Genomic DNA, 24,267 nt, shown 5'->3' with positions numbered 1-24,267 from the left:
GGGAAGGTCACGCCGCGGTGCCGTTGGACCGCGGCCACCTGCTCCTCCGTCAGCACGGGGAGCAGCGCGAAGCCATGACCATGCCCAAGGAACTCGGCGCCGAACACCGCCCTTGCGGTTCGGCGCGGAGCGCAACGCGAGCACCCGCTCCCGCCCCCGGTCCAGACCCCGCCCACCTGCGCCCCTCCCACCCGCACCCTCTCTCCCGGCCGCCTGTCGACGCGTACCGCGCCGCGGTCACCGTACGCGTCCGGCGTACGCGGCCCTCGGGGCGGTGGCGGCCTGCCGCCCGGGGCCGCCGTCCGGTCGCGGCGCCCCGGAAGCCGCCATACGCTCGCCCATGTGACGCCTGCGACGCCGTCCCCCGGCTGCCCGCGCGGGCAGCCGCGGTCGCCGTGGCCGCGCTGCTCGCCGGGTTCGCGCTGCTTTGCCCCCCGGCGGCCTTCGCCGAGGACCCCGTCACGCTCTCCCGCACCGGCCAGATCACCGACAAGGCGGCCGCCCTCGGGGAGCGCGGGGACACCGCGGAGCAGGCGCTCGACCGGCTCTACGACGACCACGGCGTGCAGCTCTTCGTCGTCTACGTACGTGATTTCTCCGGCCGTTCCCCGCAGAGCTGGGCGGACGCCACCGCCGAGCGCAACGGCCTCGGCCTGGACGACGTGCTGCTCGCCGTCGCCACCCACGACCGGCAGTTCGCCTACTCCGTGGACGAGGCCTCCCGGCTCGGCGACGCCCGGCTCCAGGAGGTCGCCACCACCGCCATCCGGCCCGCCCTGCGGCAGAACGACTGGGCCGGGGCCGCCATCGGCGCCGCGAACGGCTACCGCGCGGTCCTCGCGGGCCGTCCCGTGCCGGCCCCGGCGATCACCCCGGGCCCGGCCGACCCCGGCGGGCGGGACGACTCCGTGGCCGGTGACCTCGTGCTGCCCGTGGCGGCGGCGGGCGCGGCCGGGATCGCCGCGCTGGTCGCCTACCGGCGGCGCAAGAAGCGGGCCGCCACGCGTACGACGCCCGGCGGTGGCTGGGGCCGTGGCGCGGGCGCCGGCCTCACACCGCTTCCCGAGCTCGACACGAAGGCCCGGCTGCTGCTGGTCGAGACGGACGACGCGACCCGCACCAGCACCGAGGAACTGGGCTTCGCCACCGCCCAGTTCGGCGAGGACGCGGTCAAGCCCTTCAGCGAGGCGCTCGCGTACGCCCGTTCGGAGCTGATGGCGGCCTTCCGGCTGCGGCAGGAGCTCGACGACGCCTACCCCGAGGACGAGCCGACCAGGCGCCGCATGCTCGACGAGATCATCGCGCGCTGCACGGAGGCCGACCGCCGCCTGGACGCGGAGACGGCCGCCTTCGACGAGCTGCGTTCCCTGGAGAAGAACGCCCCGCGGGCCCTGGAGCAGGCCGAGACGGTGTTCCGGCAGGTCGCGGTGCGGACCGGCACGGCCGATGAGAGCCTTGCGGCGCTGCGCCGGACGTACGCGCCGAGCGCCTTCGCGGGCGTGGTCGGCCATGTCGAGCAGGCCAAGGACCGCCTGGTCTTCGCCACCACCCACCTCAACCAGGCCCGGCAGTCGCTCGACGCGGGTGAGAACGGCGTGGCCGCCGTTCATCTGCGCGCGGCGGAGGGCGCGGTGGACCAGGCGGGCACGTTCGTGGCCGCCGTCGAGCGCCTCGCCGGGGAGCTGGCACTGGCCGCCGAGCGGCTGCCCGGCGCGCTCACGGAGACCGAGACCGACCTCGCCGACGCGCGCGGGCTGCTCGAAGGCACCGCGACCGGGGTGCCCACGGCGGACCTGCGGGGCCGTCTCGCGCGGGCGGAGGCCGTAGTCGCCGAGGTGCGGGGCGAACTGGCCGCGGGGCCCTGCGACCCGATCGCGGCGCTGCGGAGCGTGGAGGAGGCCGACGCGGCGCTCGACGCGGCGCTGGGGGGCGCCCGGGAGCGCGAGGTCACCGACCGGCGCTCCCGCGACCTGCTCGGGCAGGCCCTGCTCACCGCCCGCAGCGCCGTCGGGGCGGCCACGGACTACGTCACCACGCACCGCGGCGCCGTCGCCAGTGAGGCGCGGACCCGCCTGGCCGAGGCGGGGCGGCACCTCGCGCAGGCGGAGGCCTTGCAGGACGGCGACGTGACGGCCGCGCTCGCCGAGGCGCAGCAGGCGGACGCGCTGGCCCGCCAGGCCCACCAGCTCGCCGAGCGTGACGTGCGGGGCTACGGCAATCCGTACGGAGGTCTCGGTCCGGGCGGCAGCCAAGGCGGCGGCATGGGCGGCGCGGTCCTCGGCGGCATCATCCTGGGCGAGCTGTTCGGCGGCATGGGCCGCGGGGGCGGCGGCTTCGGGGGCGGTGGTCTCGGCGGCGGCTTCGGGGGCGGTGGTCCCGGTCCCGGGAGCTTCGGCGGCGGGGGGACGCGGGGGCGCAGGGGCGGGGGCGGCAGGTTCTAGTTCCGCCTCGCGGTCCAGCCGGCCTGACCAGCAGTTTCCGTACATCCGTCACGGAACACTTGTTACGCACCATCCGTCACGCACCATCCGTCGCGCACCTCGGACAAGGAGGACCAGGCCATGACGAAGCAGACCGTCCTCGGCCGTGTCACCCAGCTCGCCAAGGCGAACATCAACGCGCTCCTCGACCAGGCCGAGGATCCGCAGAAGATGCTCGACCAGCTGATCCGCGACTACACGAACAACATCAAGGAGGCCGAGGAGGCGGTCGCGACCACCATCGGCAATCTGCGGATGCTGGAGCAGGACCACAAGGAGGACCAGGACGCGGCCGTCGAGTGGGGCGGCAAGGCGCTCGCGGCGAGCCGCAAGGCGGACGAGCTGCGCGCGGCCGGCAGCGCGGGCGAGGCGGACAAGTTCGACCGGCTCGCGAAGGTGGCCCTGGGGCGGCAGTTGCAGTCCGAGAAGGAGGCGCAGGCGGCCGAGCCGACCATCGCCTCGCAGACCGAGATCGTGGACCGGCTCAGGTCTGGACTCGACCGGATGAAGATGAAGCTCGCCGACCTCCGGGCGCGCCGCGACCAGTTGGTGGCGCGTGCCAAGACGGCACAGGCGCAGAACCGGATGACGGACGCCGCCGGGGCCATCGACGTACTGGACCCGACCAGCGAGCTGAGCCGCTTCGAGGAGAAGGTGCGGCGCGAGGAGGCGCGGGCGCTCGGCAAGCAGGAGCTCGCCGCGTCGTCGCTCGACGCTCAGTTCGAGGAGCTGGAGGGCCTGGGCGACGCGGCGGAGGTGGAGGCCCGCCTCGCCGCCCTCAAAGCGACCACTTAGAGACCGGCGCGGGTCAGGACAGGCTGACGCGGGTCGGTCAGAACAGACTGAGCAGGGCCTCCGCCGCGTCCATCGGCTCCGTCTCCCCGTCCGGCAGCGGCAGTTCGAACCAGACCGTCTTGCCCCGCGGGGTCCGGCGTGAGCCCCACGCGGCGCTGAGCAGGCCGACCAGCTGGAGTCCGCGCCCGCCCTCGTCGGTGTCGCGTGCCCGGCGGCGGCGCGGCTGGACGAAACCGCCGTCCCAGACCTCGCAGACCAGGGTGCGGTCCAGGAGGAGCCGCAGCCGGATCTCGCCCTCGCCGTACCGCAGGGCGTTGGTGACGAGTTCGCTGACCAGCAGTTCCGCCGTGTCGCAGAGCGGTTCCAGGTCCCAGGCGCGCAGCTTGGCGCAGGCCAGTTCGCGGGCGCGGCCGACCGACTTGGGGTCGCGCGGCAGCGTCCAGTCGCCGACGTGTTCGGCCGGCAGCCCTTCGACGCGGGCCATCAGGAGGGCGATGTCGTCCTCGCCGTGGTGGGTGTCGAGGGTGTTCAGGACGTGGTCGCAGACGTCCTCCAGGGCCGCGGGCGCGTCGCCGAGTGCGCGAACGAACGCGTTCAGCCCCTCGTCCAGCGGGTGGTCGCGGGACTCGACGAGGCCGTCGGTGTAGAGCGCGAGGAGGGCGCCCTCGGGGAGTTCGACCTCCACGTCCTCGAAGGGTTCGCCGCCGACGCCGAGCGGCAGCCCCGGCGGCACGTCCAGCATGAGCGCGGGCTGACCGGAGTCGCCGGGCTCGACGAGGGCGGGCGGCAGGTGTCCCGCGTTGGCGAAGGTGCAGCGGCGGGTGACGGCGTCGTAGACCGCGTAGACGCAGGTGGCGAGGTACACCTCGCTGAGGTCGGCGTCCGCCGTCTTGCGGGCCGCACGGGTGTTCTGCTGGGGCCCGGCCGGGTTGCCGAGGCCGCGGGCGATCTCGTCGAGGGCGGCGAGGACCTCGGCGGGCTCCAGGTCGAGCAGGGCCAGCGTGCGCACGGCGGTGCGCAGCTCCCCCATGGCGACGGCGGCGCGCAGGCCGCGGCCCATGACGTCGCCGACGACCAGGGCGGTGCGGTGGCCCGGCAGCTCGATGACGTCGAACCAGTCGCCGCCCACCTCGTTGGCGGCGTTGCCCGGCAGATAGCGGCAGGCGATGTCCAGGCCGGACGCCTCGGGGTCGCCGGGCGGCAGCAGGGAGCGTTGCAGTATCAGCGCGCGTTCGTGCTCGCGGCGGTAGAGGCGGGCGTTGTCGATGCAGACGGCGGCGCGGGCGGCCAGTTCGACGGCGAGCGCCCGGTCGCGCTCGCCGAAGGGTTCGCTGCCCTTGGTACGGGAGAACTGGGCGAGGCCGACCACGGTGTCGTGGGCGACCATCGGCACGGCGAGCGTCGACTGGATGAGACCGCCGGTGAGGCGGCTCGCGGAGCCGTCGTCCTGCGCGGTGGTCAGCCGGGGCCGGGCCGCGCGCAGGGCGTCGGCGCAGGGCGAGGTGAAGGGGAAGCGGTGCACGGCGCCCACCTCGACGGGCGCGCCCCCTTCGGGGAACGGGGCGTCGGCGACGGCGCTCGCGAAGGCCACGCGGCGCAGCTCCGCGCTGCCGTCGGCGAGGCCGGGCGGGGTTTCGTCGCCGGCGAGCAGGCCTTGGTAGAGGTCGACGGAGGCGAGGTCGCAGAAGCCGGGGACGGCGACGTCGAGGAGTTCCCTGGCGGTGGTCTCCAGGTCGAGGGAGTTCCCAATGCGGGCGCCCGCCTCGTTCAGGAGGGCGAGGTTGCGCCGGGCGTGGGCGGCCTCGCGGGCGGCGGCGTGCCGCCGGGTGACGTCGGTGCCGAGGCCGGCGACTCCGATGGGGCGGCCGGAGCCGCTGTGCACGCGGTAGAGGTTGATCGACCAGTGCCTGCGGTCGTTGCTGCCGGGGGCGGGGCCCACGATCTGCATGTCCGTCACGGAGTCGCCGGTCTGCAGGACCCGCTTCATGGCGGCGGCCATGCGGTCGGCCTCGTGGCGCGGCAGGTAGTCGTGGACGGTGCGGCCTCGGTGGTCCACGGCGTCGCCGCCGAAGACGTCGGCGAAGCGGCGGTTGGCGCGCTGGACCCTGAGGTCCGTGCCGAAGAGGAGAAAGCCGAACGGAGATTGGCCGAAAATGGCCTGCGAGGCGGCGAGGTCCGTCTCGATCTGCCGGAGCGCGCGGACGTCGACGACGATGCAGACCGCGGCCCGCTCGCCGTCCTCCGTGCGGGTCGGCATGACGTAGACCTCGGCGACGCCCTCCAGGCCGGATTCCCCGGCGCGCTCCCCCTCGGGCACCCGGAAGGGGACGACGCCCGTCCACTCCCGTCCGTCCAGGATCTCCGCCATCTTGCGGTAGCCGCCGGCGCGCAGCTCGGCGGGTACGAACGCCTCGATGGGGTCCTTGCCGACGGCATCCCGCGCCACCACACCGAACAGCCGCTCGGCGCGCGCGCTCCACTGGTCGACGAGGCCGTCGGGGCCGATCGAGAACGAGGCGACCTTGATGTAGTCATAGATCGACCCGGGCGGACTGCTGTGCCACGTCTCATGGACCGCCCGGCCCTGGCCTGGCACGTCACCGGGGGCCTCGCCCGGTGCGTCGCCGGGGGACTCGCCCGGCGCGTCGCCGGGGGCCTCGCCCCCCGGTACCTCCTCGGGGGCCCGGCCCGGTGTGTTGCCCGTTGGTTCGCCGGTCGTCGGGGCGCCCGACGGCCGCTGCGTCTGCGCGTCGCCCGACGGCCCGTCCTGCTCCGTCGCCTTCGCTGGTATCTCGCTCACGCGAACCGTCCCCTCCAGCTCACCGCGTCCGGCACCGGTCACCGCGTACGGCTGACCGCAGTATCCAGCACTACGGCGCAGCACCACACGGCGTTCACGATCACAGCACGGTCTCGACGCTTTTTGGCCCGTGCCGCTCTTGTGCCCGACGCCCTTCGCACACTGCAAGTCTTCTAACCCGGCAGCGCCAGCTCGAACCACACCGTCTTCCCCGTCCTGCCCGTGCGGCCCTGCCGTGTGCCCCAGCGCCGCGAGGCGCGGGCGACCAGCTGAAGGCCGCGTCCGCTCTCGTCGTCGGGCGCGGCGGCGCGCGCCAGGGGCGGGTCGGGCAGAGGGTCGGACACCTCCACGAGGAGGCTGCCGAGGGGGTCGGCGGGGCGTACGAGGCGTACACCGATGGGCCCGGTGGCGTGCCGCAGGGAGTTGGTGACCAGCTCGCTCACCAGCAACGCGGTGATGTCACCGAGGGGTGCGAGGTCCCAGTCACCGAGCTGCTCGCGGACGACATGGCGAGCGGTGCGGACGGCGCCGGGGTCCGCCGGGAAGTCCCACTCGGCGCAGTCGCCTTCGATGTCGATCACGCCGATCACTTCCAGACCAGAAGCGGAACCTGTCCGGTTTCGGGCGGTTAATCCCCACATACCCGGTATCCCGGCGGCCTTACCGCGTAATGGGGCGCACAGTGGCACGAACGGCGTAGGAACGGCGCAGGGACGGCGCGGAAGAGATCAACGCGTGGCGCGCGCCACCGCGAGCGCCGCCGTCACCGCGGGCACGTCCGCGGTCAGCCACCCCACCGACCACACCTGGTCAGGGGCGAGCCAGCGCAGTTCGTCGTGGTCCTGGAGGGGCTCGGGGACGCCCGAGCGGAGCCGGGCCGTCCAGACCCGCAGGACGTACCCCTTGGCGAGCGGCCACTGCCCGGGCACGCGCTCCACCACTTCCGCCTCGACGCCCAATTCCTCACGGAGCTCGCGCACCAGCGCGTCCTCGCACCGCTCACCGGGCTCGACCTTGCCGCCGGGCAGCTCCCAGCCGCCCGCGAGTTCGGGGGGCGCGCTGCGGCGCGCGGCGAGCAGGCGTCCGTCGTCGTACAGGGCGGCGCCCACCACGATGCGTTCGTTCATGCGCCGGAGCCTAGGGCCCGCCGGTCCGTCGGCCCGCCCCGGGGCGACGAGTCAGCGCCCGCCGCCGTTCTGGTTCAGCTTCTCGATCCAGTACAGCTGTTTGTGTCCGTGGTCGTCGAGGCTGTCCGCGATCTTCTGCGCCTCGGCCTTCGTCGCGAACCTGCCCACGCGATAGCGGTTGCCGTTGTCGTCCTGCCGGATGACGAGCCAGGGCAGCAGGACCGTCCCGTCGTTCATCGCGCCCCTCCGCTCGCCGCCCCCGGCGCGCGCCACGCCTCGATCACTAAGGAAACCGCACTCCGCATATGCCCGAGCCTACGCCCGACCTTTACTGTGCGGATACGCGTTTACACAAAGAGATACGCGGCACGGCGTGCCGGACGTAGGCAATCGGCCATCTGTACGGTGACGAAGGGGGCGCACGCGCGCGATGCGCCCCCGGACGGGGCCGGCCGGGCGCGTCACGCATGGCGCATGACACGGGACACCTGACGCGTGACGCGGGGCACAGCCCTCTGCCGTGACTGCTCGGCATCGCCATCCGCAAGGCGGACAGCGCCCGCCGGGGGCCGCGCAGACGGAACCTCTTCCTGGCCCGGCAGCCGCAGCCGCGCGTGGCGGAGGACTTCGCGCCGCGCACGGTGGGCCGCATCGACGACGCGCGGCGCCTACGCGCCGTGCAGGCCCGCCCTCGGCAGGCCGCGCCGCCAGGAGTGGGAGGTCCTGACCCTGTACACACACCGGCAGGCATGTCCCGCCCCACCTGCCCCACCTATCGGTGGGGCGAGACCTTGACCACCGACCCCGACGAGCTCCTGGACAGCTGCAGGCCACGACCCCGGCGGCGCGGGGCCGGGAACGCGACCGGGCGGTGTTCGAGCAGATCGGTTCCCTGCTCGGCGGGGTGACGCCGCGCCGCACGGCCGCCGCCCGGGCCTTGGCATCGCGCGGGACCACACGCGCCACGGCATCCGCACGGAGTGGGTCTTCGGCAAGGAGGGCTACTCCTTCCTCGGCTCCCGCAGCCGTCTGACCAAGGACACGTCGTACGGCAAGGCGGGCACGCTGCTGTCCAGCTCGGCCGAGCTGCGGCACGCCGCCGTGGACGAGGCGGGCCGCCGCCCTACCGGATCCACGGACGGAGGCAGGGACTGATGCGGGGTCACTTCACCGGCTGATCCGGGCCGCCGCCGAACCGGGTCACTTCACCGGCTGATCCGAGCCGCCGCCGAACCGGGTCACTTCACCGGCTGATCCGAGCCGCCGCCGAACCGGGTCACTTCACCGGCAGGTGGTACGCGACGCGGTAGCGGTCGGCGGGCACGACGACGTCGGCCGTCTCCACCGGACGGCCCGAGGCGTAGTACGTCCGCTGGACGACGATGACCACATGGCCGGGGACGCCGCCGAGCGCCGTCAGCTCCTCCGCGAGGCCGGGCCGGGCGCCCACCTCCTCCGCGACGTTGTCCACGACGATGTCGATGGCCGCCATGCGCTCCACCACCCCGCAGCCGCCGAGCGGGCCTTCCTCGGGGAGCATCACCGGGGTGCGGCCCGTCACGGCGAGGGGTTCCCAGGAGGTGGAGAGCATCATGGGCTCCCCCGCGTCCCGGAAGACGTACTTCGTGCACATCACGCGGTCGCCCGGGCGGATGGCGAGCCGCTCAGCGATCTTGGCGCCCGCCTCGACCTGCTCGCTGCGCGACTCCCAGGTGCCGCGCGCGCCCTCGGCCGCCTGCTCCTGGCGGAAGGGGGTCGAGCCGCCGCTCACCGCGCGGTAGCCCGTGCGGGCGATCTTGCGGGGGACGGGGCGCTCGCGCACGTACGTACCGGAACCGGAACGGCCCTCGACCAGGCCTTCGGCCATCAGGACCTTGCGCGCCTCCAGGGCGACGGTGTCCGAGACGCCGTACTCCTCGCGGATCCTGGCCTGCGAGGGGAGCCGGGTGTGCGGCGGCAGCGAACCGTCGACGATCTTCTTGCGCAGATCGCCCGCGACGCGCAGATACGCCGGCTGCTCACCGAAAGCCACTGGCCACTCCCATCAGGTTGACAGACAGCTACAGCCTGGCAACCGTCGGTTGTTGCCTGCAACCCAAGGCCAAGGAATCACTCGAAGTGATGATTTCTGTGAATTCTTGTCGAGACGCGCCGCGTCCCCGCGGCGGCCGGGTCACCGACCCGAAGCCGTACCGCGAGGACGAGGTTCACCGCTGGGGCGGTCTCAGAACTGCAGGCTCCAGGAGTCGATCTTCCCGGTGTCCTGCGCCGCGTTGTCACTGACCCGCAGCTTCCACGTGCCGTTGGCCGTCTCCGAGGAGGCGTTCACCGTGTACGTGGTGTTGATGTTGTCCGAACTGCCGCCCGTGCCATAGCCCTTGAGGGTGTAGGCGGTGCCGTCCGGGGTGATCAGCTGGACCTGGAGGTCGCCGATGTACGTGTGCTGGATGGTCACCGGCACGCTCAGGGCGGCGGGCGCGTTGCCCGGCACCTCGGTCACGGTCACCGGGGACTCGGCCGTGGCGTTGTCCTGGATCGCGTAGTCCGTGTCGTTGGTGAACTTCTTGCCCGGCGGGTTCGTGGTGCCGCCCGTCACGTTCAGCAGGCGGTTGGGCGAGCCGGAGCCGGGGCTGGTGACGACGCCGGTCGAGGAGGCGCTGACGAGGGCCGAGGAGACCTGTGCCGGGGTCGCCGACGGGTTCTGGCCCACGTAGATGGCGGCGGCGCCGGCGACGTGCGGGGACGCCATCGACGTACCGGAGATGGTGTTGGTCGCCGAGTCGCTGGAGTTCCACGCCGAGGTGATCGAGGAGCCGGGCGCGAAGATGTCCAGGATGCTGCCGTAGTTGGAGTAGCTGGCCCGGGCGTCGGTGCTGGTCGTGGCACCGACGGTGATGGCCTCCGTCACGCGCGCGGGCGACTTCGTCGACGCGTCGGTCGACTCGTTGCCGGCCGCGACGGCGTAGGTGATGCCGGAGGCGATGGAGTTGCGTACGGCCGTGTCGAGCGCGGTGTCGGCGCCGCCACCGAGGGACATGTTGGCGACGGCGGGCTTGACGGCGTTCTTCGTCACCCAGTCGATGCCCGCGACGACCTGGGCGGTGGTGCCCGAGCCCTGGTTGTTCAGGACGCGGACGCCGACGATCTTGGCCTTCTTGGCGACGCCGTGCAGGGTGCCGGCGACGGTGCCCGCGACGTGTGTGCCGTGGCCGTGGCCGTCCTGTGCGGTGTTGTCGTTGTCGATGGCGTCGTAGCCGTAGGAGGCGCGGCCGCCGAAGTCGCCGTGGCTGATGCGGACGCCGGTGTCGATGACGTACGCGGTGACGCCCTCGCCGGCGGAGTCCGGGTAGGTGTACTTCTGGTCCAGCGGCAGGGCCTTCTGGTCGATCCGGTCCAGGCCCCACGAGGGCGGGTTGGTCTGGGTGGCGCTGGCAGTGAACGTCCGGTTCTGGACGACCGCGTCGACGGCCGGGTCGGCGGCGAACCTCTTCGCCTCGGCCTCCGTGAGCTCGACCGCGTAGCCGTTGAGGGCCTTGTCGTAGATCCGCTCGATCGTGGCGCCGTACTCCTTCGCGAGGGCCTTGCCCTCGGCGGAGCGGGCCTTCGGGCCGTTCTTGTCGAGGCTCACGATGTAGCTGTTCTTGATCGTGCCGGGGGCGCCGGCGTTCTCGATCCTGCCTTCCGCCTGCCGCGCGTCGGCGGTGGCCGGGAGGGCGGAGACGACACCGAGGGCGAGGGCCGCGACCGCTGTCGCGCTGATCCCGGCCAGTCTTCGGCGGTTATGACGCATCACTGCCATCTGAGGGGTCCTCCTCAATAGGTGGTGCGCTGGTGGGGGAATGGTGCCTGTGGTGCCCACACACGCGGAGGCGCGCCTGTTCGACAGGGGCATGTCAATGCATTGCTACGGACATGCCGCCCGGCCGCACGGGATCCCGCCTCCGTCGGGACGAAAGATTGGCTGATCCATAGGAATCCCACAAGGGCCAGGACCGGACGGAACGCGACCGCCGCGGGCGCCCTTCACCTCACGCACCCCAAGGGCCCCACGGTCTATGTGACACTCCGTCAGGCATCGCCGCCACTGTTGCCTCTCTGTCTCGATCCGGGCGGCGATGGCGCGGGCGCAGGCCAGGGAGTCGGTGTGCGTGGTGCCCGCCTGGGAACTGGAGCCGGCCTTTCCGTGGCGAGCCGCCCCGGGTCCGGCGCTAGCCTGCGCGCATGACCGCCGAGACCCGCATGACCGCCCTGACCGCGCTGCCGGACTGCTTCTGTCCCACCGACGGGACCCGTGTACCCGCGGGCTCGCTGGAATGGGCCTGCCCGCTCTGCCGCGGCCCTCTCGACCTGGACTTCTCCCCCACTCCGGCGCCGCTCACGTCCCTCACCGGGCGGGTCAACTCCCTGTGGCGGTACGCGGAGTGCCTGCCGCTGCCCGCCCCCGCGGTCTCCCTCGGCGAGGGCCGCACGCCGCTCGTGGAGCTGACGGGGGCGGTCCGCGCCAAGCTGGACTTCCTGATGCCGACGCTCTCCTTCAAGGACCGGGGCGCGGTCGTGCTCGCCGCCCTCGCGGGGCATCTCGGCCCGGACCGCGTCATCGCCGACAGCAGCGGCAACGCGGGCACCGCGGTCGCCGCGTACTGCGCGCGGGCCGGGCTGCCCTGCACGGTGTACGTCCCCGCCGGGACGTCGCCGAAGAAGCTGGAGCAGATCCGCGCGCACGGGGCGCGGCTCGAAGTCGTCGACGGGGGCCGGGAGTCGGCGGCCCGCGCGGCCCGTGCCGCCGCCGACGCGCCCGGGACGTTCTACGCCTCGCACGTCCACAACCCCTACTTCCTCCAGGGCACCAAGACGTACGTACACGAGCTGTGGGAGGACCTGGGCGGCCGGTTGCCGGACGCCTTGGTGGTGCCCGTCGGCAACGGAACCCTGCTGCTCGGAGCGGCCCTCGCGGTGCGTGAGCTGCACGCGGCGGGGCTCATCGCGAAGGCGCCCGCGCTGTACGCCGTGCAGGCCGCGGCGGTCGCCCCGCTCGCCGAGGCGTGGCGGGCCGGCGCCGACGACCTGCTCGGCGAGACCCCGGCGGCGGCCACCTCGGCGGAGGGCATCGCGATCCTCCGCCCGCCGCGCGCACGGCAGATCCTGTCGGCCGTACGGGAGTTCGGGGGCGGCTTCCTCACGGTGACGGACGAGCAGATCGCGGCGGCCCGACGCGACCTGGCGACGCGCGGCCTGTACGTCGAGCCCACCGGAGTGGCCTGCTGGGCGGCCGTGCGGGACGGCGCCCTCGACGGCCGGACGGCGGTGGTGCCGCTGTGCGGGGCGGGGGCGAAGACGGGCGCGGCGGGGGGTTCGTAGGGCCGGGGGCTTCTCGCATGTCAAGGGCTCGGCATCAGCCGGGCAAGTCCTGGGCCTGCCCGGTAAGGGATCGCCTTCGCGTCTCGGCGCGGTGGAACTTACGGTTTGTGGGTCACCCAGAGCAGTTCCGCCGGCCAGCGGTGTGCCCAGTCGGGTGGGTCGGTTTCGTTGTAGCCGTTGGGTGTCGCGGGTTCGGGCCGCGGCTCGATGAGGTCGTCGATGATGAGACCCGCGCCGCGCAGGACCTTGACCCAGTCGCCGTAGGTGAGCTGATAGCTGGTCGCGCCGTCGCCTTCGGCGATGGTGCTCAGCCCGAAGTAGTTCTGCCGCAGCGTCGTGGTCACGCGGCCGGCGGCTTCGTCGTAGCAGGCTTCGAACCATGGGCTGGCGACGTTGAACACCAGGCGCCCGCCTCGGCTCAAGACGCGTGCGGCCTGCGGTACGGCCACGTGCGGGGGCGCCCAGCTGAGCCCGCCGAAGTCGCAGAACACCAGGTCGAAGCTGTCGGCGGCGAAGGGGAGCTGTTCGGCGGCGCCTTGTACCAGCGGGTAGCGTACCGCTCCCATCGCGCGCTCCGCCGCCGTGAGTTGGGCCTCGGACAGGTCGAGCCCGACCACGGTGGCGCCCTCGGCGGCGAGCGCCCTGGACCACTGGCCGGCGCCGCAGCCGAGTTCGAGGACGCGCTTGCCGGTGACGTCGCCCAGGGCGTGCAGGTGTGCGTCGGGGATGGAGTACATGCCCCACAGCCGGGGTCCGGCGCCGATCCGCGGGTCGTGCTCGTGCTGGTAGGCGCTGCTGATCCGGTTCCAGAGCCGCCGGTTGGCGGGGATGCTGTCCACGTGCCGACTCCAGCACTGTCTGCCGAGGGCGGTCAACACGATTGGAGCACTGGCCGGCCCTCGCCCCGGTCCGGCCCCGGCTCGGCCCGTGACCCGCCGGACGAGCCCTGGCCGCAGGCCAGCGCCCCCACCCGGACGGCGTGCCCCACCTCGTCCAGCATCGGCAGGTCGGACGGGTCGTCCCCGTAGCCGTAGCAGTCCGCCGGGTCGATGTGCGCGTACCGGAAGAGTAACTCCCGTACCAGACGCCGCTTTTCGGTGCCGATGACCGGGGCGCCGAGGAGCGCGCCGGTGTAGACCCGGCCGCACCGCTCCGGGCGCGCGCACAGCACGTGCTCCGCGCCCACCGCCTCGGCGAGGGGCTCCAGGAGCGGACGGAAGGAGCCGGAGACCAGGGCGATGCTCGCGCCGCCCGCCCGGTGGGCCCGCAGTTCCTCGGCGACGCGGCGTACGTAGAAGCCCTTCGCGGCACTGCGTTCGGTGAACCAGCGGCGGGCCCACTCCTCGACCGCCGCCACCGGCTCGCCCCGCCACGCCCGGTAGTACGCGCGGTTGGCCTCCTCCCTCGGCAGGCCGGCCGCCGTCCTCGCGCACAGGTCCTCACGGAGGGCGGCCGCGCGGCGCGATCCCTCGGCCCCGTACCGCCCCGCGGAGTAGTAGTCGTGGAAGTCGAAGAGGCTCTTGCAGGTGATCAGCGTCTCGTCGACGTCGGTGAAGACGAGGCGGGAGTTGTGGGGGTTGTGGGGGTTGTGGGGGTTTTCAGATGATGTCGGCATGGGGTCCCTCCGGGTGCAAGTTGGCTACGGAGTCGGAGACTTCGGTCGCTTCGGTCGCTTCGGTCGCTGCGGTCGCTGCGGCCACTTCGGGCGCTTCGGGTGCTTCGGATACTTCGGAGAAGACGCTGCGCGCGTAGTCCACCGCCGCCTGCTCCCGGCGCAGCATGCGGTGGCCCGCCACGGTGCGTACGTCGCGGCGGCACCGTTCGACGGTGTCCGGTCCTGCCGCGCCGGGGCGGACGCCGGTGCGGTGGAGCCGCTCGACCGCGCGGGCGAGCAGCCCGATGACCGAGGCCGCGATGCGCCGGTTGCGCGCGACGTCCCGCTCGGTCCAGGCCTCGGCGTCGGCGCGCTGTCCGGCGTCCCGCAGCAGGAGCTGGGCGGCCTCGATCTCGTCCGTCGAGAGGGCGAGGACCCGGTGCAGCCGTAGCGCCTCGGCTTCGGAGACGCCCCGCATGTGGCGCACCGCCCACCGCGACCACGCCTCCAGGGCGTGGCGCGCGGCGCCGAGGGCCGGGGCGCAGAAGAGGAGGCCACCGCCCAGCTGGGCGGGGACGGTGTGGCACCTCGCGCGTCCGGGGCCGGGGGTGCCCGCGGTCAGGTCGGTCATGAGGAAGGAGCGGTGCCGGGGCACGGTGACGGAGTCGACGACGACGGTGTGGCTCCCGGTGCCGCACATCCCGTCGGCGCGCCAGGTGTCGAGGACGTCCGCCTGCCCGCGCGGGACGGCGAACACCCGGCAGCGGCCGCCCTGTTCGGCGGGTTCGGTGGAGGTCAGCAGCAGCCAGTCCGCGAAGGCCACCCCGCTCGCGTACGCCCAGGAGCCGCTGAGCAGCCAGCCGTCCGGGGTGGGCGTGGCCTCGCCCGACGCGCCCATCACGGCGGTGATGCGCGTGTCGGGCGAGGCCGCCCAGAGGTCGCGCTGCCCGTCGGGGGGCAGGTAGGCGGCGAATCTGCCGTGCGCGGCCCACAGCACGCCGCACCACGCGGCGGACGCGCAGTCGGCGCCGACCGCACAGGCCGCGTCGAGCAGAGCGCTGAAGGTGCCTTCGGTGCCGCCCCAGGCGCGGGGCACGAAGTGCCGGGCGAAACCGGCGCGGGTCAGCAGCAGCACGGTCTCGTCGTGCAGGCGCCGTCGGCGCTCGGCGCCGTCGGCGTGGACGGCCGCCGAGCGGGCGGCGCTCGCGACCGCCGCGGGCGGCAGGAGCGCAGGTCCGGCGGCTCGTCGATGTCCGGCGGGTGAACTCTGTGACTGAATCATCTGTGGCATACACCCCTGGGGCAGATTAGAATTCGTTCTCGAACGTATCTTTAGCGCCGTCAGTCCCTCGCCGCCGATTCCCAGTGAAGGAGGTGTGCACCTTGCCGAAGCAAGCACGGGCCTTGCGCACATACGACGCCGTCCTGGACGCCGCCGCCTACGAGTTCGCGCGATACGGCTACGCGAACACCAACTTGCAGAAGATCGCCGACCAGATCGGCCTGACGAAGGGCGCCCTCTACGGCCACTTCTCCAACAAGGAGGAGCTGGCCGCCGTCCTGTCCACTCATCTGGCCGCCGCGGTCGAACTCCCCTTGGGCGAGGCGTGGGCCTCCACCGATCCGGCGTTCGACCGGCTGCGGACCCTCATGCTCACCCTCGGGGAGCTCTTCCAGGGCGATGTGCGTGCCCGCGCCGCGCTCAGACTGACGCTGGAGACCGCTCAGGCGTCAGGGGTCACGGCGGCCTTGCTGGAGGAGACCCACGCGGTGGTGCTGCGGCTGGTGGGCGAGGTGCAGCAGGAGGGGCGCTGGGAGGCCTCGGCGTCCGCCAAGGCCGTGGCCGACCTGCTCGTGGCCGCGTTCTTCGGTGTGTTCTGGATGGGCTCCGCCGCCGAGCGGACGGAGTCCGGCGGCCGCGTGGCCGCGATGTGGAACGTCCTGGCCCACGCCCTACGGGGCAAGGCCGGCCAGTGAGGCGGGCTCGGGCCGCCGGCCGCCGCCTCCCCGGGCTCGCGCGGGCCCACGCCCGCCCACGTCATGTCGGCCCTGGCCAGCAGGGTGTCGCCCTGGAGGGCCGCGACACGCAGCCGGAAGGCGTCCGCCGCGCCGGCGCCCGGCACGCTCTGCTCGACCAGCAGCCGGATCGGGGCGTCCAGTTCGGCGAAGGCCGCGCACTCCACCTGGGTGCCGATCAGGGCGTATGCCCGGCCGTCGAGCGGTTCCCCGACCTGTTCGTGCACACACAGGTGGCCGAGCTGGCGGAAGCCCTCCATCAGGACCATCAGCGGCACATGGTCCGTGGGGTGGTCGAAGAGGACCGCGTGGTCGCGGTCGAGCCGCAACCGCCAGTCGCCGCCCGGCCGGCAGCGCTCCAGGACGCAGTCCTTCCAGCGCAGCCGGCCCACCCGGCGCGGCGGTACGAGCGGCGCGGCGGACCCCACGTCCACGGCCAGGACCGGCGGGGCGTCGCCACCCCACGCCATCCGGCGCAGCAGGCCGTACCGCCTGTCGTCCATCACGAACACCCCGATCGTGCCGGTGCCGCACGGCTTGCCGTCCACGAGGAGGCGTACGTCGAGCCGGGCCCCCCGCGGCCGGCCCTCCTCCCAGGTCCACTCGGTTTCCAGGACCACCGGGACGGGGACGCCGGTGACCCGCAGCGCGGCCGGGTCGGTGATGTCGAAGGACAGGTCACGCCCGACGAACCGGTGCCCGAGCGGCACCTCGCAGTACTCGTGGGCCACGTAGAGCATGGCCTGGCGGATGGTCTCCGCGAAGAGCATCGGATCGCTCAGGCCCTGCTCGTCGGGGTGGTAGAGCGCGTGATCGCGCGGCCACTGGGCCGCGACAGAGAAACGGCTGCCGCTCGTGCGACAGCCGTCCGTGACGAAGACCTCCGCGATCGAGCTGCGGTGCACCAGCTCGCGCGGGACGGGTCTGAGGAAGGTGAGGACGGGTGCCGCGGCCATTGATGCGGCATCCACGTTTCTGGAATCATCGATGAGCACGACCGACTTCTGAGACAACGCTTCCCCCAAATCAGGACGAACTCTTGCCAGAGAACAGACGTGTGAAGCCTTGCTGCGCGGGAATTAATATACCTGCGGGAAGGTATATTTCAAGGGTCGAAACCACGTTCCATTGCCATCAACCCGCCTTGTTCACCCACCAGTTGGCGCACGGCTAGCCGGAAGCCCATCGATCGACCAAGCACGATATGGAAGCCATGAGCAACCAACGCAAGGCACCGCTGCCCCCACTCCCCCACACCACGTCCGCCGACGACACCTCGCACCTCAAGCAGGAGCGGGCCATCCACACCCGCAAGACGATCCTCGACGCGGCGGCCTCGGTCTTCGCCGAGACCGGCTTCCCCGCTGTCACGATCAAGGACGTCGCCGACAAGGCGGAGCTGACCAAGGGCGCGGTGTACTTCCACTTCACCAACAAGGAAGCGATCGCCGTCGCCGTGGCGGACGAGTTCTACCGGCGGCTGAACGAGATCATCGCCCCCGTCCTGGAGCACGGCGACCCGGCCGCGCCGCAGACGGTGGTCGATGTCCTGATGGCCGTGGCCGGCGGCTTCCGCGACGACGACTACGTCAAGGCGGGCTCCCGGCTCCAGATCGAACGCCCCTACATCAAGGGCGACATGCCGGTGCCCTACGTAGGCTTCACCGACCTGCTCACCGAGCTCCTGGAGAACTGCCACAAGGCGGGGACGCTGCGGGCCACCGACCCGGCGGCGCTGGCGCGCGTGCTGCGGGCCGCGCTCTTCGGCGCGCAGCACATCTCGTGGGTGCAGGCCAACCGCCAGGACGTCGTCGACCGCGTACAGGAGATCATCGACGTCTTCCTGACGACGTACGAGAGCGTGCACTGACGGTCCGGCGACGAGCGCGCGGCGCCCGCGCGCTCCCGGCCGGCGCGTGAGCCCGGCGCTCAGTCGAGGAAGGCCGCCTCGATCCAGCGGCGCACCCCGCGCGGCCGCATCCGGTGCAGGGCGCCCACGGTGTCGGCCACCTGATGCGCTCCCCCGACGGCCAGGAACTTCTCGCGGACCATCTCCGAGTGCCGCGAGCGCGTGTCGGGACCTGCCGCGCCGACCGGGATGAGACGGCCGCGCGTGACCGTACGACCGTCCGTCAGCCGTACGGTGACCCGGGCGCCGGTCGCCTTGGTCGAGCGGGAGAAGTCCTGGCCCGCCGTGCCGAGGTCGCCGATGAGGTCCACCAGTTCGTCGCCGCCGAAGCCGCGCAGCCACGGCGCGGCCAGCGGGCCCGCCTCGCGCACCGCCTCGCCGAACGGCGCGTCGGACAGGAAGAGTTCGCGGGTCATGCCCGTGTCGTGCTCCAGGCGGACCCGCCCGGCCAGCTCCCAGCGGTCCGGGTCGTCCAGGCGCGGCGAGGAGAAGTCGTCCACCGAGAACTCCCCGGTCAGCAGCGTGGTGGCGACCGGGTAGGGCACGTCGAGGACGAGGGCGCCGAGCGGGGAACCGGGGCCGTTGACGTACTGGGCGGCGCGCTCCCCCGCGAAGAGCGTGTAGAGGGACGCCTCGACGACGATCTCCGCCACGTCCCGCGGGCTGACCGGGCCCAGCTCCCGGTGGATCTCCGCGGCGCAGTCCACCGCGGCGTCGATGCCGGGGCCGCCCGGGTGCATCTTGAAGGAGAGGGTGTCGGTGTGCCAGCGGCGGCCGAGGCCCTTGGCGACCGCCTGCGGCAGCGGGACGGTGGCGAAGCGGGCCAGGAAGCCGTCCCGGTGCTCGATGATGTCGGGGGCGCCGCGCAGCCCGGCGGCCGCCGCGTCGCAGGCGTCCATGGCGGTGCGTACGGGCGTGAAGGTGTTGAACAGCCGGGCGTCGCTGGCCAGGAAGGCGCGCATCAGCGGCCAGTTGGGCATGGCGAAGGCCAGCCCGAAGCTGTTCTCCCACTCTGCGGCCGGGGCCCGGTCGCAGTGCAGCCGGCCGGCGACCGCGCCCGCGAGGTGGGTGTGCACGGCGCTCTGGCCGCGCAGGGGGCCGAGCGTCGCGGAGGCGGTGATGCGGGCCGCGCACTCGTTGGCCGCGACCACGGCCGTCAGCAGCGAGAGCCCGTCGAGTTTGCGGGCGTACGCGAAGGCGAGGGGCACCGCGACGGTGGAGTTCGACAGATGACCGGCGTACGCGGTGTCGTCGAGGTTGAGCCAGGAGCCGAGGGCGGCGAAGACTCCGGCGGCGGCCCGCGGGTCGCGCTGCATGGGGTGCCCGAAGGCGGCGACGAGCTTGCGGCCCAGGGGGTGGGCGAGGCCCGCCCGGATGGAGGCGATCTGCGACAGCACCTGGCTGGCGGCGAGCTTCAGCACCCGGCAGGGGACGTCCTGGGGGCGCAGCCGGGCCGCCCACCGGGACAGTTCGCGCAGTGGGGTGTCCGTGGAGGCGCGGGGCGATGCGGCCCGCGGCGGCTCCCACTGCTCGCACAGCGTCCGGGCCACCCGCTCGGCGAGGACAGCCGACATGTGACACTCCCTGCCTTTCCTGTGCGGGCCCGGCGGTGTCGGCTGCCGGGCCGGTGGGGTCCGGGGCGGCGGTACGCCGGTGGCGCACGGCCGCCCCGGGGGCGATCAGGCCGCGGGGACCTTGTCGAGGAAGCCGTAGACGCCCTTGATGCGGCCGTCCTCGGCGGTGACCGCGACGTCGAAGCCGATGGCGATCGGCTCGGCGCCGGGCTCGGTCACCAGGCCCCACTGGAAGCGGGCGAGGTTGTGGTGGGTGTCCACCGTGCCGATCAGCTCGAAGCTGAGGCCCTTGAACTGGTCGCGGGCGCCCGCGATGACCGCGCCGACACCCTCGTGGCCCTCGACCGCGGCGAGCGGGTCGATGTAGGGGGCGTCGGCGGTGAACAGCTCGGCGATGGCCGCGGCGCGCTTGTCGGCGTCCGCCTCGTTCCAGATGGCGAGGTAGCGGGTGACGGTGCTGGTGAGGTCGCTCATGAGGTCTCCTTGAATTCGAAAAGGTCGCGCGCGGGGCGCGGGTCGTACCGTCGTACGGTCGGATCAGGGCCGGTGGCTCCGGATGGTCAGGCGGGGTCCGTCGGCGCCCAGGCGGGGAGCGCTCCGGGGAGCACCTCGAAGGTGGCCGAGGCGCCGATGGAGTGCTGGTACTCGCCGTCGTGCTCCAGGGGCAGCCGCTCGCCGTCGGTGCGCTCGACGGTGATCGTGCGGCCGCGGGCGTACACGGTCGCCGGGTGGGCCATGTGCGCGGCTTCCAGGGTCAGTCCGGGCACGTCGGTGGCGGTCATGCCGTCACCGATGACGCAGACGTCGAGCAGTCCGTCGTCGAGCAGCGAGTCGGGCAGCACCAAAAACCGGCCGCCCCGGTGCCGGCCGCCCCCGACGTTGGCGAGGACGGTCGGGCCCTCGTGCACCACCCGCCCGTCGACGACGACCCGGCCCGGGTACGGGACGTAGTGCTCGGCGGTCTCGGTGAACGCGCGGGCGTAGCGCTCGCGGCCGCGGAGCGGGATGCTCTTCGCGGTGATGAGCGCGTCGGCGATCACCCCGCTACAGGCGCCGAGGTAGACGTAGTTGCGGGTCTCGGTGAGCCGCGCGAGGTCCAGGTGGCGCAGCCGGGCGCTGCCGCCCGCACCGGAGTCGGCGAGCACCGCCTTGAGGGACTCGGTCCAGGGCCGCTCGCCCCAGAGCATCTTGTACCCGGAGTTCCCGGTGCCGCCGGGGACCACCATGAGCGCGGCCCGTCCGGTGGCGCCGACGAGGCCCTGCACCACCTCGCGCACGGTGCCGTCGCCCCCGATGGCCACGACGAGGTCCGGCGCACCCTCGGAGCGGTCCAGGGCGCGGCGCACGAAGCCGGTCGCGTCGCCTTGGGCCGTGGTGAGGTGGAGCTCGGTGTGGCGCAGGTGGGCGGAGCACAGTTCCTGTACGTCGCGCACCAGTTCAGGGCTGTGGCTGCCGGATGCGGGATTGGCTATGACCAGGGCCCTGGTGGGGCCCGCGGCGTCGCTGCTGTCGGCCATGTCGGGCTAACTCCTTGATCTGGAAGCACCTGCGAACGACTCTTCCACCGGGCGCTGACGCGGATCTGACGCCCTGCTGACGGCGTGCGGGGCGGCGGGCGGGCGCCGGGGCGAGTGACCTAGGGGGGTGGCTCCGGTGCGGCTCTTACCAGGTCACGACCAGGGAGTTCAGGCCGTAGTTGATGGTGTTCTCGCGGAACGAGACCGCCTCGGGCACGTCCGCCAGGCGCAGCCCCGGCAAGCGGCCCACCAGGGCCCGCAGGGCGACCTCCAGTTCCATGCGGGCCAGCGAGGCGCCCGGGCACAGATGCGGGCCGTATCCGAAGGCGATGTGCCGGCTCGCGTCCCGATCCAGGTCGAGGCGGTCGCCGCCGGGGAAGACGCTCTCGTCGTGGTTGGCGCTCGGGTAGGCGAGGATCACGCCGTCGCCGCTCGCCATGCGGGCGCCGCCGATCTCCGCGTCGTCGACGGCGACGCGGACCTGGTTGTCCTGGGTGATGGACCAGTAGCGCAGCAGTTCCTCGACGGCCGGGGCGAACAGGTCCGGTTCGCGGCCCAGCCGGTCCCACAGCCCCGGTTCGCGCAACAGGCTGAGGACACTCAGGCTGAGCTGGTGGGCGGTGGTCTCGTGGCCGGCCACGAGGAAGAGCCGGGCCATCGCCACCAGGTCGTCGTGGGCCAGCTCGCCCGTCGCCACGTACCGCGTGACCAGGCGGCTGAGCAGGTCGTCCCGCGGGTCACCGGCCTTGCGCCGGATCAGCCCGTCGAGGTACGCGGTCATCTCGACGAAGGAGCCGTAGATCTCCGCGGGCGTGGCGTCCTGCGAGAGGACGGCCTGGCTCAGCACGGTGAAGTCGCACTCGTCCTCCTGCGGTACGCCCAGCATGCGGGCGATCACCAGGGACGGCAGCCGGACGGTGAAGCGGGCCACCAGGTCGGCGGGCCGGGGCCCTTGCTCCAGCTCGTCGACGAGCTGGTCCACCAGGAGCTCCACCGAGGGCCGCAGCGCGCGGGTGCGGCGGGCGGTGAACTCGGTCATCGCCATGCGGCGCAGCCGCCCGTGCTCGGGTCCGTCCATGCGCGTGAAGGACATCACCCGTGGTGTGGGCGGCAGTTGTATACGGACCGGGAAGCCGGGCAGCGTGTCGTCCGAGCTGAAGCGCGGGTCGACGAGGATCGCGCGTACGTCCGCATGGCGGGTGACAAGCCATGCCTCGCCTGTCCTGATCCTTACCTTCACGGGCGCGCCCTCGCGCAGCTCGGCATAGGCCTCCGGCGGCGCGTACGGGCAGGTGCGCGGCATGGGCCAGGCGGCGAGGCGCTCCTCGGCGACCGGCATGACAGGAGTGACCGTCATGATATTTCCCCCTGATTTCTGACTGAGTTGTGGCTGATTCCTTTCCGTCATGCTGGCCGAAACCTCTGATGCTCCCCTGACGCCCGGCTGACCCTCGCGGAGCCTTCCGCACCGCTTCCGACCAGCGCACGAAACATGGCCGTAACACACGGATCCAAGCTCCCGGGACATGCGAACGGCGGGTGCCCCGGAGCGAAAAGCTCCGGGGCACCCGCCGTTCGGACCGCCCGTCGCCGGGCGCCTGTTCAGGCCTTCTCGGCCTTGCGCGGCAGGAACTGCACCAGTACCGCCACCAGGACGCAGATGCCGGCCTGGACGTACAGGCTGTAGCCGAACCCGTCGGTGTAGCCCTGCGCGGACGGATGCTCCCCGACCTGGTCGAAGAAGACCACGCCGATGACCGCGATGCCCAGCGCGTTGCCCATCTCCTGGCCGGTGGAGAACACCCCGGAGGCCGCCGCGGCGTGCGAGGGCGCTACGCCCTCCAGGACGAGGGAGGTGAGCGGGGCGACCACCAGGCCCATGCCGAAGCCGCAGACCACCATCGCGGGGACGCACCAGCCGACCGAGCCCGTGGTGCCGAGCCGCTCGGCGGTCTGCGCGAAGGCCACGTCGCCCGCGGCCACCACCAGGGCGCCGAGCGCGAGCGCCTGGCGTCCCAGCCGCGCGGCGAACTTGGGCGCCATCGCGGAGGCCACGAAGAAGCCGAGCCCCAGCGGCACGAAGAGCAGCCCCGACTTCAGGGCCGAGACGCCGTGCCCCTGCTGGAGGTAGAGCGCGAGGACCAGGAAGAAGGAGGCCATCACCGAGAAGTAGACGAGGATGGTGGCCGACCCGACGGTGAACGCGCGGTCCCGGAAGAGGGACGGGCTCACCAGCGGCGACCTGTCGCGCGCCGCGAGCCGCCGCTGAGTGGCCCAGAAGGCAGCGAGCAGCGGCACCGCGGCCGCCATGCACAGCCACGTCCACGCGGGCCAGCCCTCCTCGCGGCCGATGACCAGCGGCAGCACGACGGCGGTGAGCCCGGCGGTGACCAGCAGGACACCGGTCAGGTCGAGCCCGGTGCGGCCCTCCGACTTCGACTCCGGCACCAGCTTCGGGGTGAGCACGAGGACGAGCACGCCGATCGGCACGTTGATCAGGAAGATGGTCCGCCAGTCCCAGCCGAAGACGTCTGCCTTGATGAGCAGGCCGCCGATCAGCTGCCCGAAGACCGCCGCCGCGCCGAGCGCCACGCCGTACGCGTTGAACGCGACGGCCCGGTGCTTGCCCGAGTACGTGGTGGTCAGGATGCCGAGCACCTGCGGGATGACCAGGGCGGCGGCCGCGCCCTGGATGCCGCGGGCGATGATCAGCTCGGCCATGTTCTGCGCGATACCGCAGGCCAGCGAGGCGAGCGTGAAGACCGCCACGCCGATCGAGTAGACCTTGCGGCGCCCGTAGATGTCGCCGAGCCGGCCGCCGGTGATGAGCAGCGCGGACAGGCCGATGGTGAAGGTGACGGCGATGAGCTGGATGTCCGCCGCCGTGGCGTGCATGTTCGTCTGGAGCGAGGGGATCGCCACGTTGACGATGAAGAAGTCGAGGTTGGTGACGAAGAGGCCGGCCAGGACGACCAGGAGCGCCCCGTAGGACGGCTTGGCCGCCGCGGCCTCGTCCGGTGGCGCGGCTGCCGGCGCGAGCGGTGGTGCGGCCGCGCTCTTGATTTCCGCTTCGGTGGTCATGACCGACCTTCCTGAG

Annotated in this window: 19 protein-coding genes and 1 pseudogene; 5 read left to right on the top strand and 15 right to left on the bottom strand. The window is 72.8% G+C overall.

What is annotated here, in order from left to right; genetic code table 11:
* The first annotated feature begins 368 nt into the window (after positions 1-368).
* Positions 369-2,441 carry a TPM domain-containing protein gene (locus ACOBQB_RS34410; protein WP_423598949.1) on the top strand — a complete coding sequence of 691 codons (2,073 nt, stop codon included), beginning with the start codon at positions 369-371 and terminating at the stop codon, positions 2,439-2,441.
* A 120-nt stretch (positions 2,442-2,561) separates the two neighbouring features.
* A complete protein-coding gene (locus ACOBQB_RS34405; protein ID WP_423597441.1) occupies positions 2,562-3,275 on the top strand; it encodes a PspA/IM30 family protein in 714 nt (237 codons plus the stop codon).
* Between the two features lie 37 nt (positions 3,276-3,312).
* On the opposite strand, the gene ACOBQB_RS34400 is transcribed toward ACOBQB_RS34405, so the two are convergent.
* The 6 genes from ACOBQB_RS34400 to ACOBQB_RS34375 form a co-directional block, all read right to left on the bottom strand.
* Positions 3,313-6,117, bottom strand: a complete 2,805-nt coding sequence (locus ACOBQB_RS34400; RefSeq protein WP_423597439.1) for a SpoIIE family protein phosphatase — start codon at positions 6,115-6,117, stop codon at positions 3,313-3,315.
* Positions 6,118-6,248: 131 nt separating this feature from the next.
* Positions 6,249-6,716 carry an ATP-binding protein gene (locus tag ACOBQB_RS34395; protein WP_423597437.1) on the bottom strand — a complete coding sequence of 156 codons (468 nt, stop codon included), beginning with the start codon at positions 6,714-6,716 and terminating at the stop codon, positions 6,249-6,251.
* Positions 6,717-6,803: 87 nt separating this feature from the next.
* On the bottom strand, positions 6,804-7,202 hold the full coding sequence (locus ACOBQB_RS34390) for a (deoxy)nucleoside triphosphate pyrophosphohydrolase (RefSeq protein ID WP_423597435.1): 399 nt from the start codon (positions 7,200-7,202) through the stop codon (positions 6,804-6,806).
* 51 nt (positions 7,203-7,253) lie between these two features.
* Positions 7,254-7,439 (bottom strand): SPOR domain-containing protein, encoded by a 186-nt coding sequence (locus ACOBQB_RS34385; protein ID WP_423597433.1) that lies wholly within the window; start codon positions 7,437-7,439, stop codon positions 7,254-7,256.
* Positions 7,440-8,478: 1,039 nt separating this feature from the next.
* Entirely contained in the window at positions 8,479-9,234 is a 756-nt protein-coding gene (locus ACOBQB_RS34380) for a GntR family transcriptional regulator (protein ID WP_423597431.1), read from the bottom strand.
* A gap of 192 nt (positions 9,235-9,426) precedes the next feature.
* Positions 9,427-11,001: a S8 family peptidase gene (locus tag ACOBQB_RS34375; protein WP_423597429.1), complete on the bottom strand. Its 1,575-nt coding sequence runs from the start codon at positions 10,999-11,001 to the stop codon at positions 9,427-9,429.
* Positions 11,002-11,423: 422 nt separating this feature from the next.
* Here ACOBQB_RS34375 and ACOBQB_RS34370 point away from each other — a divergent pair, with 422 nt between their 5' ends.
* Positions 11,424-12,560, top strand: a complete 1,137-nt coding sequence (locus tag ACOBQB_RS34370) for a threonine synthase (RefSeq protein WP_423597428.1) — start codon at positions 11,424-11,426, stop codon at positions 12,558-12,560.
* Positions 12,561-12,658: 98 nt separating this feature from the next.
* On the opposite strand, the gene ACOBQB_RS34365 is transcribed toward ACOBQB_RS34370, so the two are convergent.
* Genes ACOBQB_RS34365 through ACOBQB_RS34355 form a run of 3 tightly spaced genes read right to left on the bottom strand, consistent with a single transcriptional unit; the run spans position 12,659 to position 15,436 of the window.
* Positions 12,659-13,399, bottom strand: a complete 741-nt coding sequence (locus ACOBQB_RS34365; protein ID WP_423597426.1) for a class I SAM-dependent methyltransferase — start codon at positions 13,397-13,399, stop codon at positions 12,659-12,661.
* 32 nt (positions 13,400-13,431) lie between these two features.
* Positions 13,432-14,175 (bottom strand): HAD family hydrolase, encoded by a 744-nt coding sequence (locus ACOBQB_RS34360; protein ID WP_423597424.1) that lies wholly within the window; start codon positions 14,173-14,175, stop codon positions 13,432-13,434.
* Positions 14,159-15,436, bottom strand: a complete 1,278-nt coding sequence (locus ACOBQB_RS34355; RefSeq protein WP_423597422.1) for an oxidoreductase — start codon at positions 15,434-15,436, stop codon at positions 14,159-14,161. The genes ACOBQB_RS34360 and ACOBQB_RS34355 overlap by 17 nt, the downstream gene beginning before the upstream one ends.
* 92 nt (positions 15,437-15,528) lie before the next feature.
* Between ACOBQB_RS34355 and ACOBQB_RS34350 the strand changes: the two genes are divergently transcribed.
* Entirely contained in the window at positions 15,529-16,131 is a 603-nt protein-coding gene (locus ACOBQB_RS34350) for a TetR family transcriptional regulator (protein WP_423597420.1), read from the top strand.
* A 68-nt stretch (positions 16,132-16,199) separates the two neighbouring features.
* Here the strand turns inward: ACOBQB_RS34350 and ACOBQB_RS34345 are convergent.
* Positions 16,200-17,126, bottom strand: a pseudogene (locus ACOBQB_RS34345) (ScbA/BarX family gamma-butyrolactone biosynthesis protein); the annotation flags it as partial.
* 257 nt (positions 17,127-17,383) lie between these two features.
* On the opposite strand from ACOBQB_RS34345, the gene ACOBQB_RS34340 reads away from it, so the two are divergent.
* Complete coding sequence (locus ACOBQB_RS34340) at positions 17,384-18,040, top strand: ScbR family autoregulator-binding transcription factor (RefSeq protein ID WP_423597418.1); 657 nt, start codon at positions 17,384-17,386, stop codon at positions 18,038-18,040.
* Positions 18,041-18,099: 59 nt separating this feature from the next.
* Here the strand turns inward: ACOBQB_RS34340 and ACOBQB_RS34335 are convergent, their stop codons facing one another.
* The 5 genes from ACOBQB_RS34335 to ACOBQB_RS34315 form a co-directional block, all read right to left on the bottom strand.
* Entirely contained in the window at positions 18,100-19,653 is a 1,554-nt protein-coding gene (locus ACOBQB_RS34335) for an MmgE/PrpD family protein (RefSeq protein WP_423597416.1), read from the bottom strand.
* A 105-nt stretch (positions 19,654-19,758) separates the two neighbouring features.
* Positions 19,759-20,127 carry a nuclear transport factor 2 family protein gene (locus tag ACOBQB_RS34330; RefSeq protein WP_423597414.1) on the bottom strand — a complete coding sequence of 123 codons (369 nt, stop codon included), beginning with the start codon at positions 20,125-20,127 and terminating at the stop codon, positions 19,759-19,761.
* An 86-nt stretch (positions 20,128-20,213) separates the two neighbouring features.
* Positions 20,214-21,170, bottom strand: coding sequence for a diacylglycerol/lipid kinase family protein (locus tag ACOBQB_RS34325; protein ID WP_423597412.1), 957 nt, complete (start codon positions 21,168-21,170; stop codon positions 20,214-20,216).
* A 145-nt stretch (positions 21,171-21,315) separates the two neighbouring features.
* Complete coding sequence (locus ACOBQB_RS34320; protein WP_423597410.1) at positions 21,316-22,527, bottom strand: cytochrome P450; 1,212 nt, start codon at positions 22,525-22,527, stop codon at positions 21,316-21,318.
* 245 nt (positions 22,528-22,772) lie between these two features.
* On the bottom strand, positions 22,773-24,251 hold the full coding sequence (locus ACOBQB_RS34315; protein ID WP_423597408.1) for an MFS transporter: 1,479 nt from the start codon (positions 24,249-24,251) through the stop codon (positions 22,773-22,775).
* Between the last annotated feature and the right edge of the window lie 16 nt (positions 24,252-24,267).

Source organism: Streptomyces sp. G5(2025) (genome assembly GCF_049542075.1).
Classification (GTDB): Bacteria; Actinomycetota; Actinomycetes; order Streptomycetales; family Streptomycetaceae; genus Streptomyces.
The sequence above is the reverse complement of the archived record's forward strand: the minus strand, read 5'-3'. Positions and strand labels throughout refer to the sequence as shown.

What these genes read in the sequence shown, in the direction of transcription:
- ACOBQB_RS34405 (WP_423597441.1), top strand. Translation starts at nt 2,562, where the DNA reads ATGACGAAGCAGACCGTCCTCGGCCGTGTCACCCAGCTCGCCAAGGCG.
- ACOBQB_RS34395 (WP_423597437.1), bottom strand. Translation starts at nt 6,716, where the DNA reads ATGTGGGGATTAACCGCCCGAAACCGGACAGGTTCCGCTTCTGGTCTG.
- ACOBQB_RS34390 (WP_423597435.1), bottom strand. Translation starts at nt 7,202, where the DNA reads ATGAACGAACGCATCGTGGTGGGCGCCGCCCTGTACGACGACGGACGC.
- ACOBQB_RS34385 (WP_423597433.1), bottom strand. Translation starts at nt 7,439, where the DNA reads ATGAACGACGGGACGGTCCTGCTGCCCTGGCTCGTCATCCGGCAGGAC.
- ACOBQB_RS34375 (WP_423597429.1), bottom strand. Translation starts at nt 11,001, where the DNA reads ATGGCAGTGATGCGTCATAACCGCCGAAGACTGGCCGGGATCAGCGCG.
- ACOBQB_RS34370 (WP_423597428.1), top strand. Translation starts at nt 11,424, where the DNA reads ATGACCGCCGAGACCCGCATGACCGCCCTGACCGCGCTGCCGGACTGC.
- ACOBQB_RS34360 (WP_423597424.1), bottom strand. Translation starts at nt 14,175, where the DNA reads ATGCCGACATCATCTGAAAACCCCCACAACCCCCACAACCCCCACAAC.
- ACOBQB_RS34355 (WP_423597422.1), bottom strand. Translation starts at nt 15,436, where the DNA reads ATGATTCAGTCACAGAGTTCACCCGCCGGACATCGACGAGCCGCCGGA.
- ACOBQB_RS34340 (WP_423597418.1), top strand. Translation starts at nt 17,384, where the DNA reads ATGAGCAACCAACGCAAGGCACCGCTGCCCCCACTCCCCCACACCACG.
- ACOBQB_RS34335 (WP_423597416.1), bottom strand. Translation starts at nt 19,653, where the DNA reads ATGTCGGCTGTCCTCGCCGAGCGGGTGGCCCGGACGCTGTGCGAGCAG.
- ACOBQB_RS34330 (WP_423597414.1), bottom strand. Translation starts at nt 20,127, where the DNA reads ATGAGCGACCTCACCAGCACCGTCACCCGCTACCTCGCCATCTGGAAC.
- ACOBQB_RS34325 (WP_423597412.1), bottom strand. Translation starts at nt 21,170, where the DNA reads ATGGCCGACAGCAGCGACGCCGCGGGCCCCACCAGGGCCCTGGTCATA.
- ACOBQB_RS34320 (WP_423597410.1), bottom strand. Translation starts at nt 22,527, where the DNA reads ATGACGGTCACTCCTGTCATGCCGGTCGCCGAGGAGCGCCTCGCCGCC.
- ACOBQB_RS34315 (WP_423597408.1), bottom strand. Translation starts at nt 24,251, where the DNA reads ATGACCACCGAAGCGGAAATCAAGAGCGCGGCCGCACCACCGCTCGCG.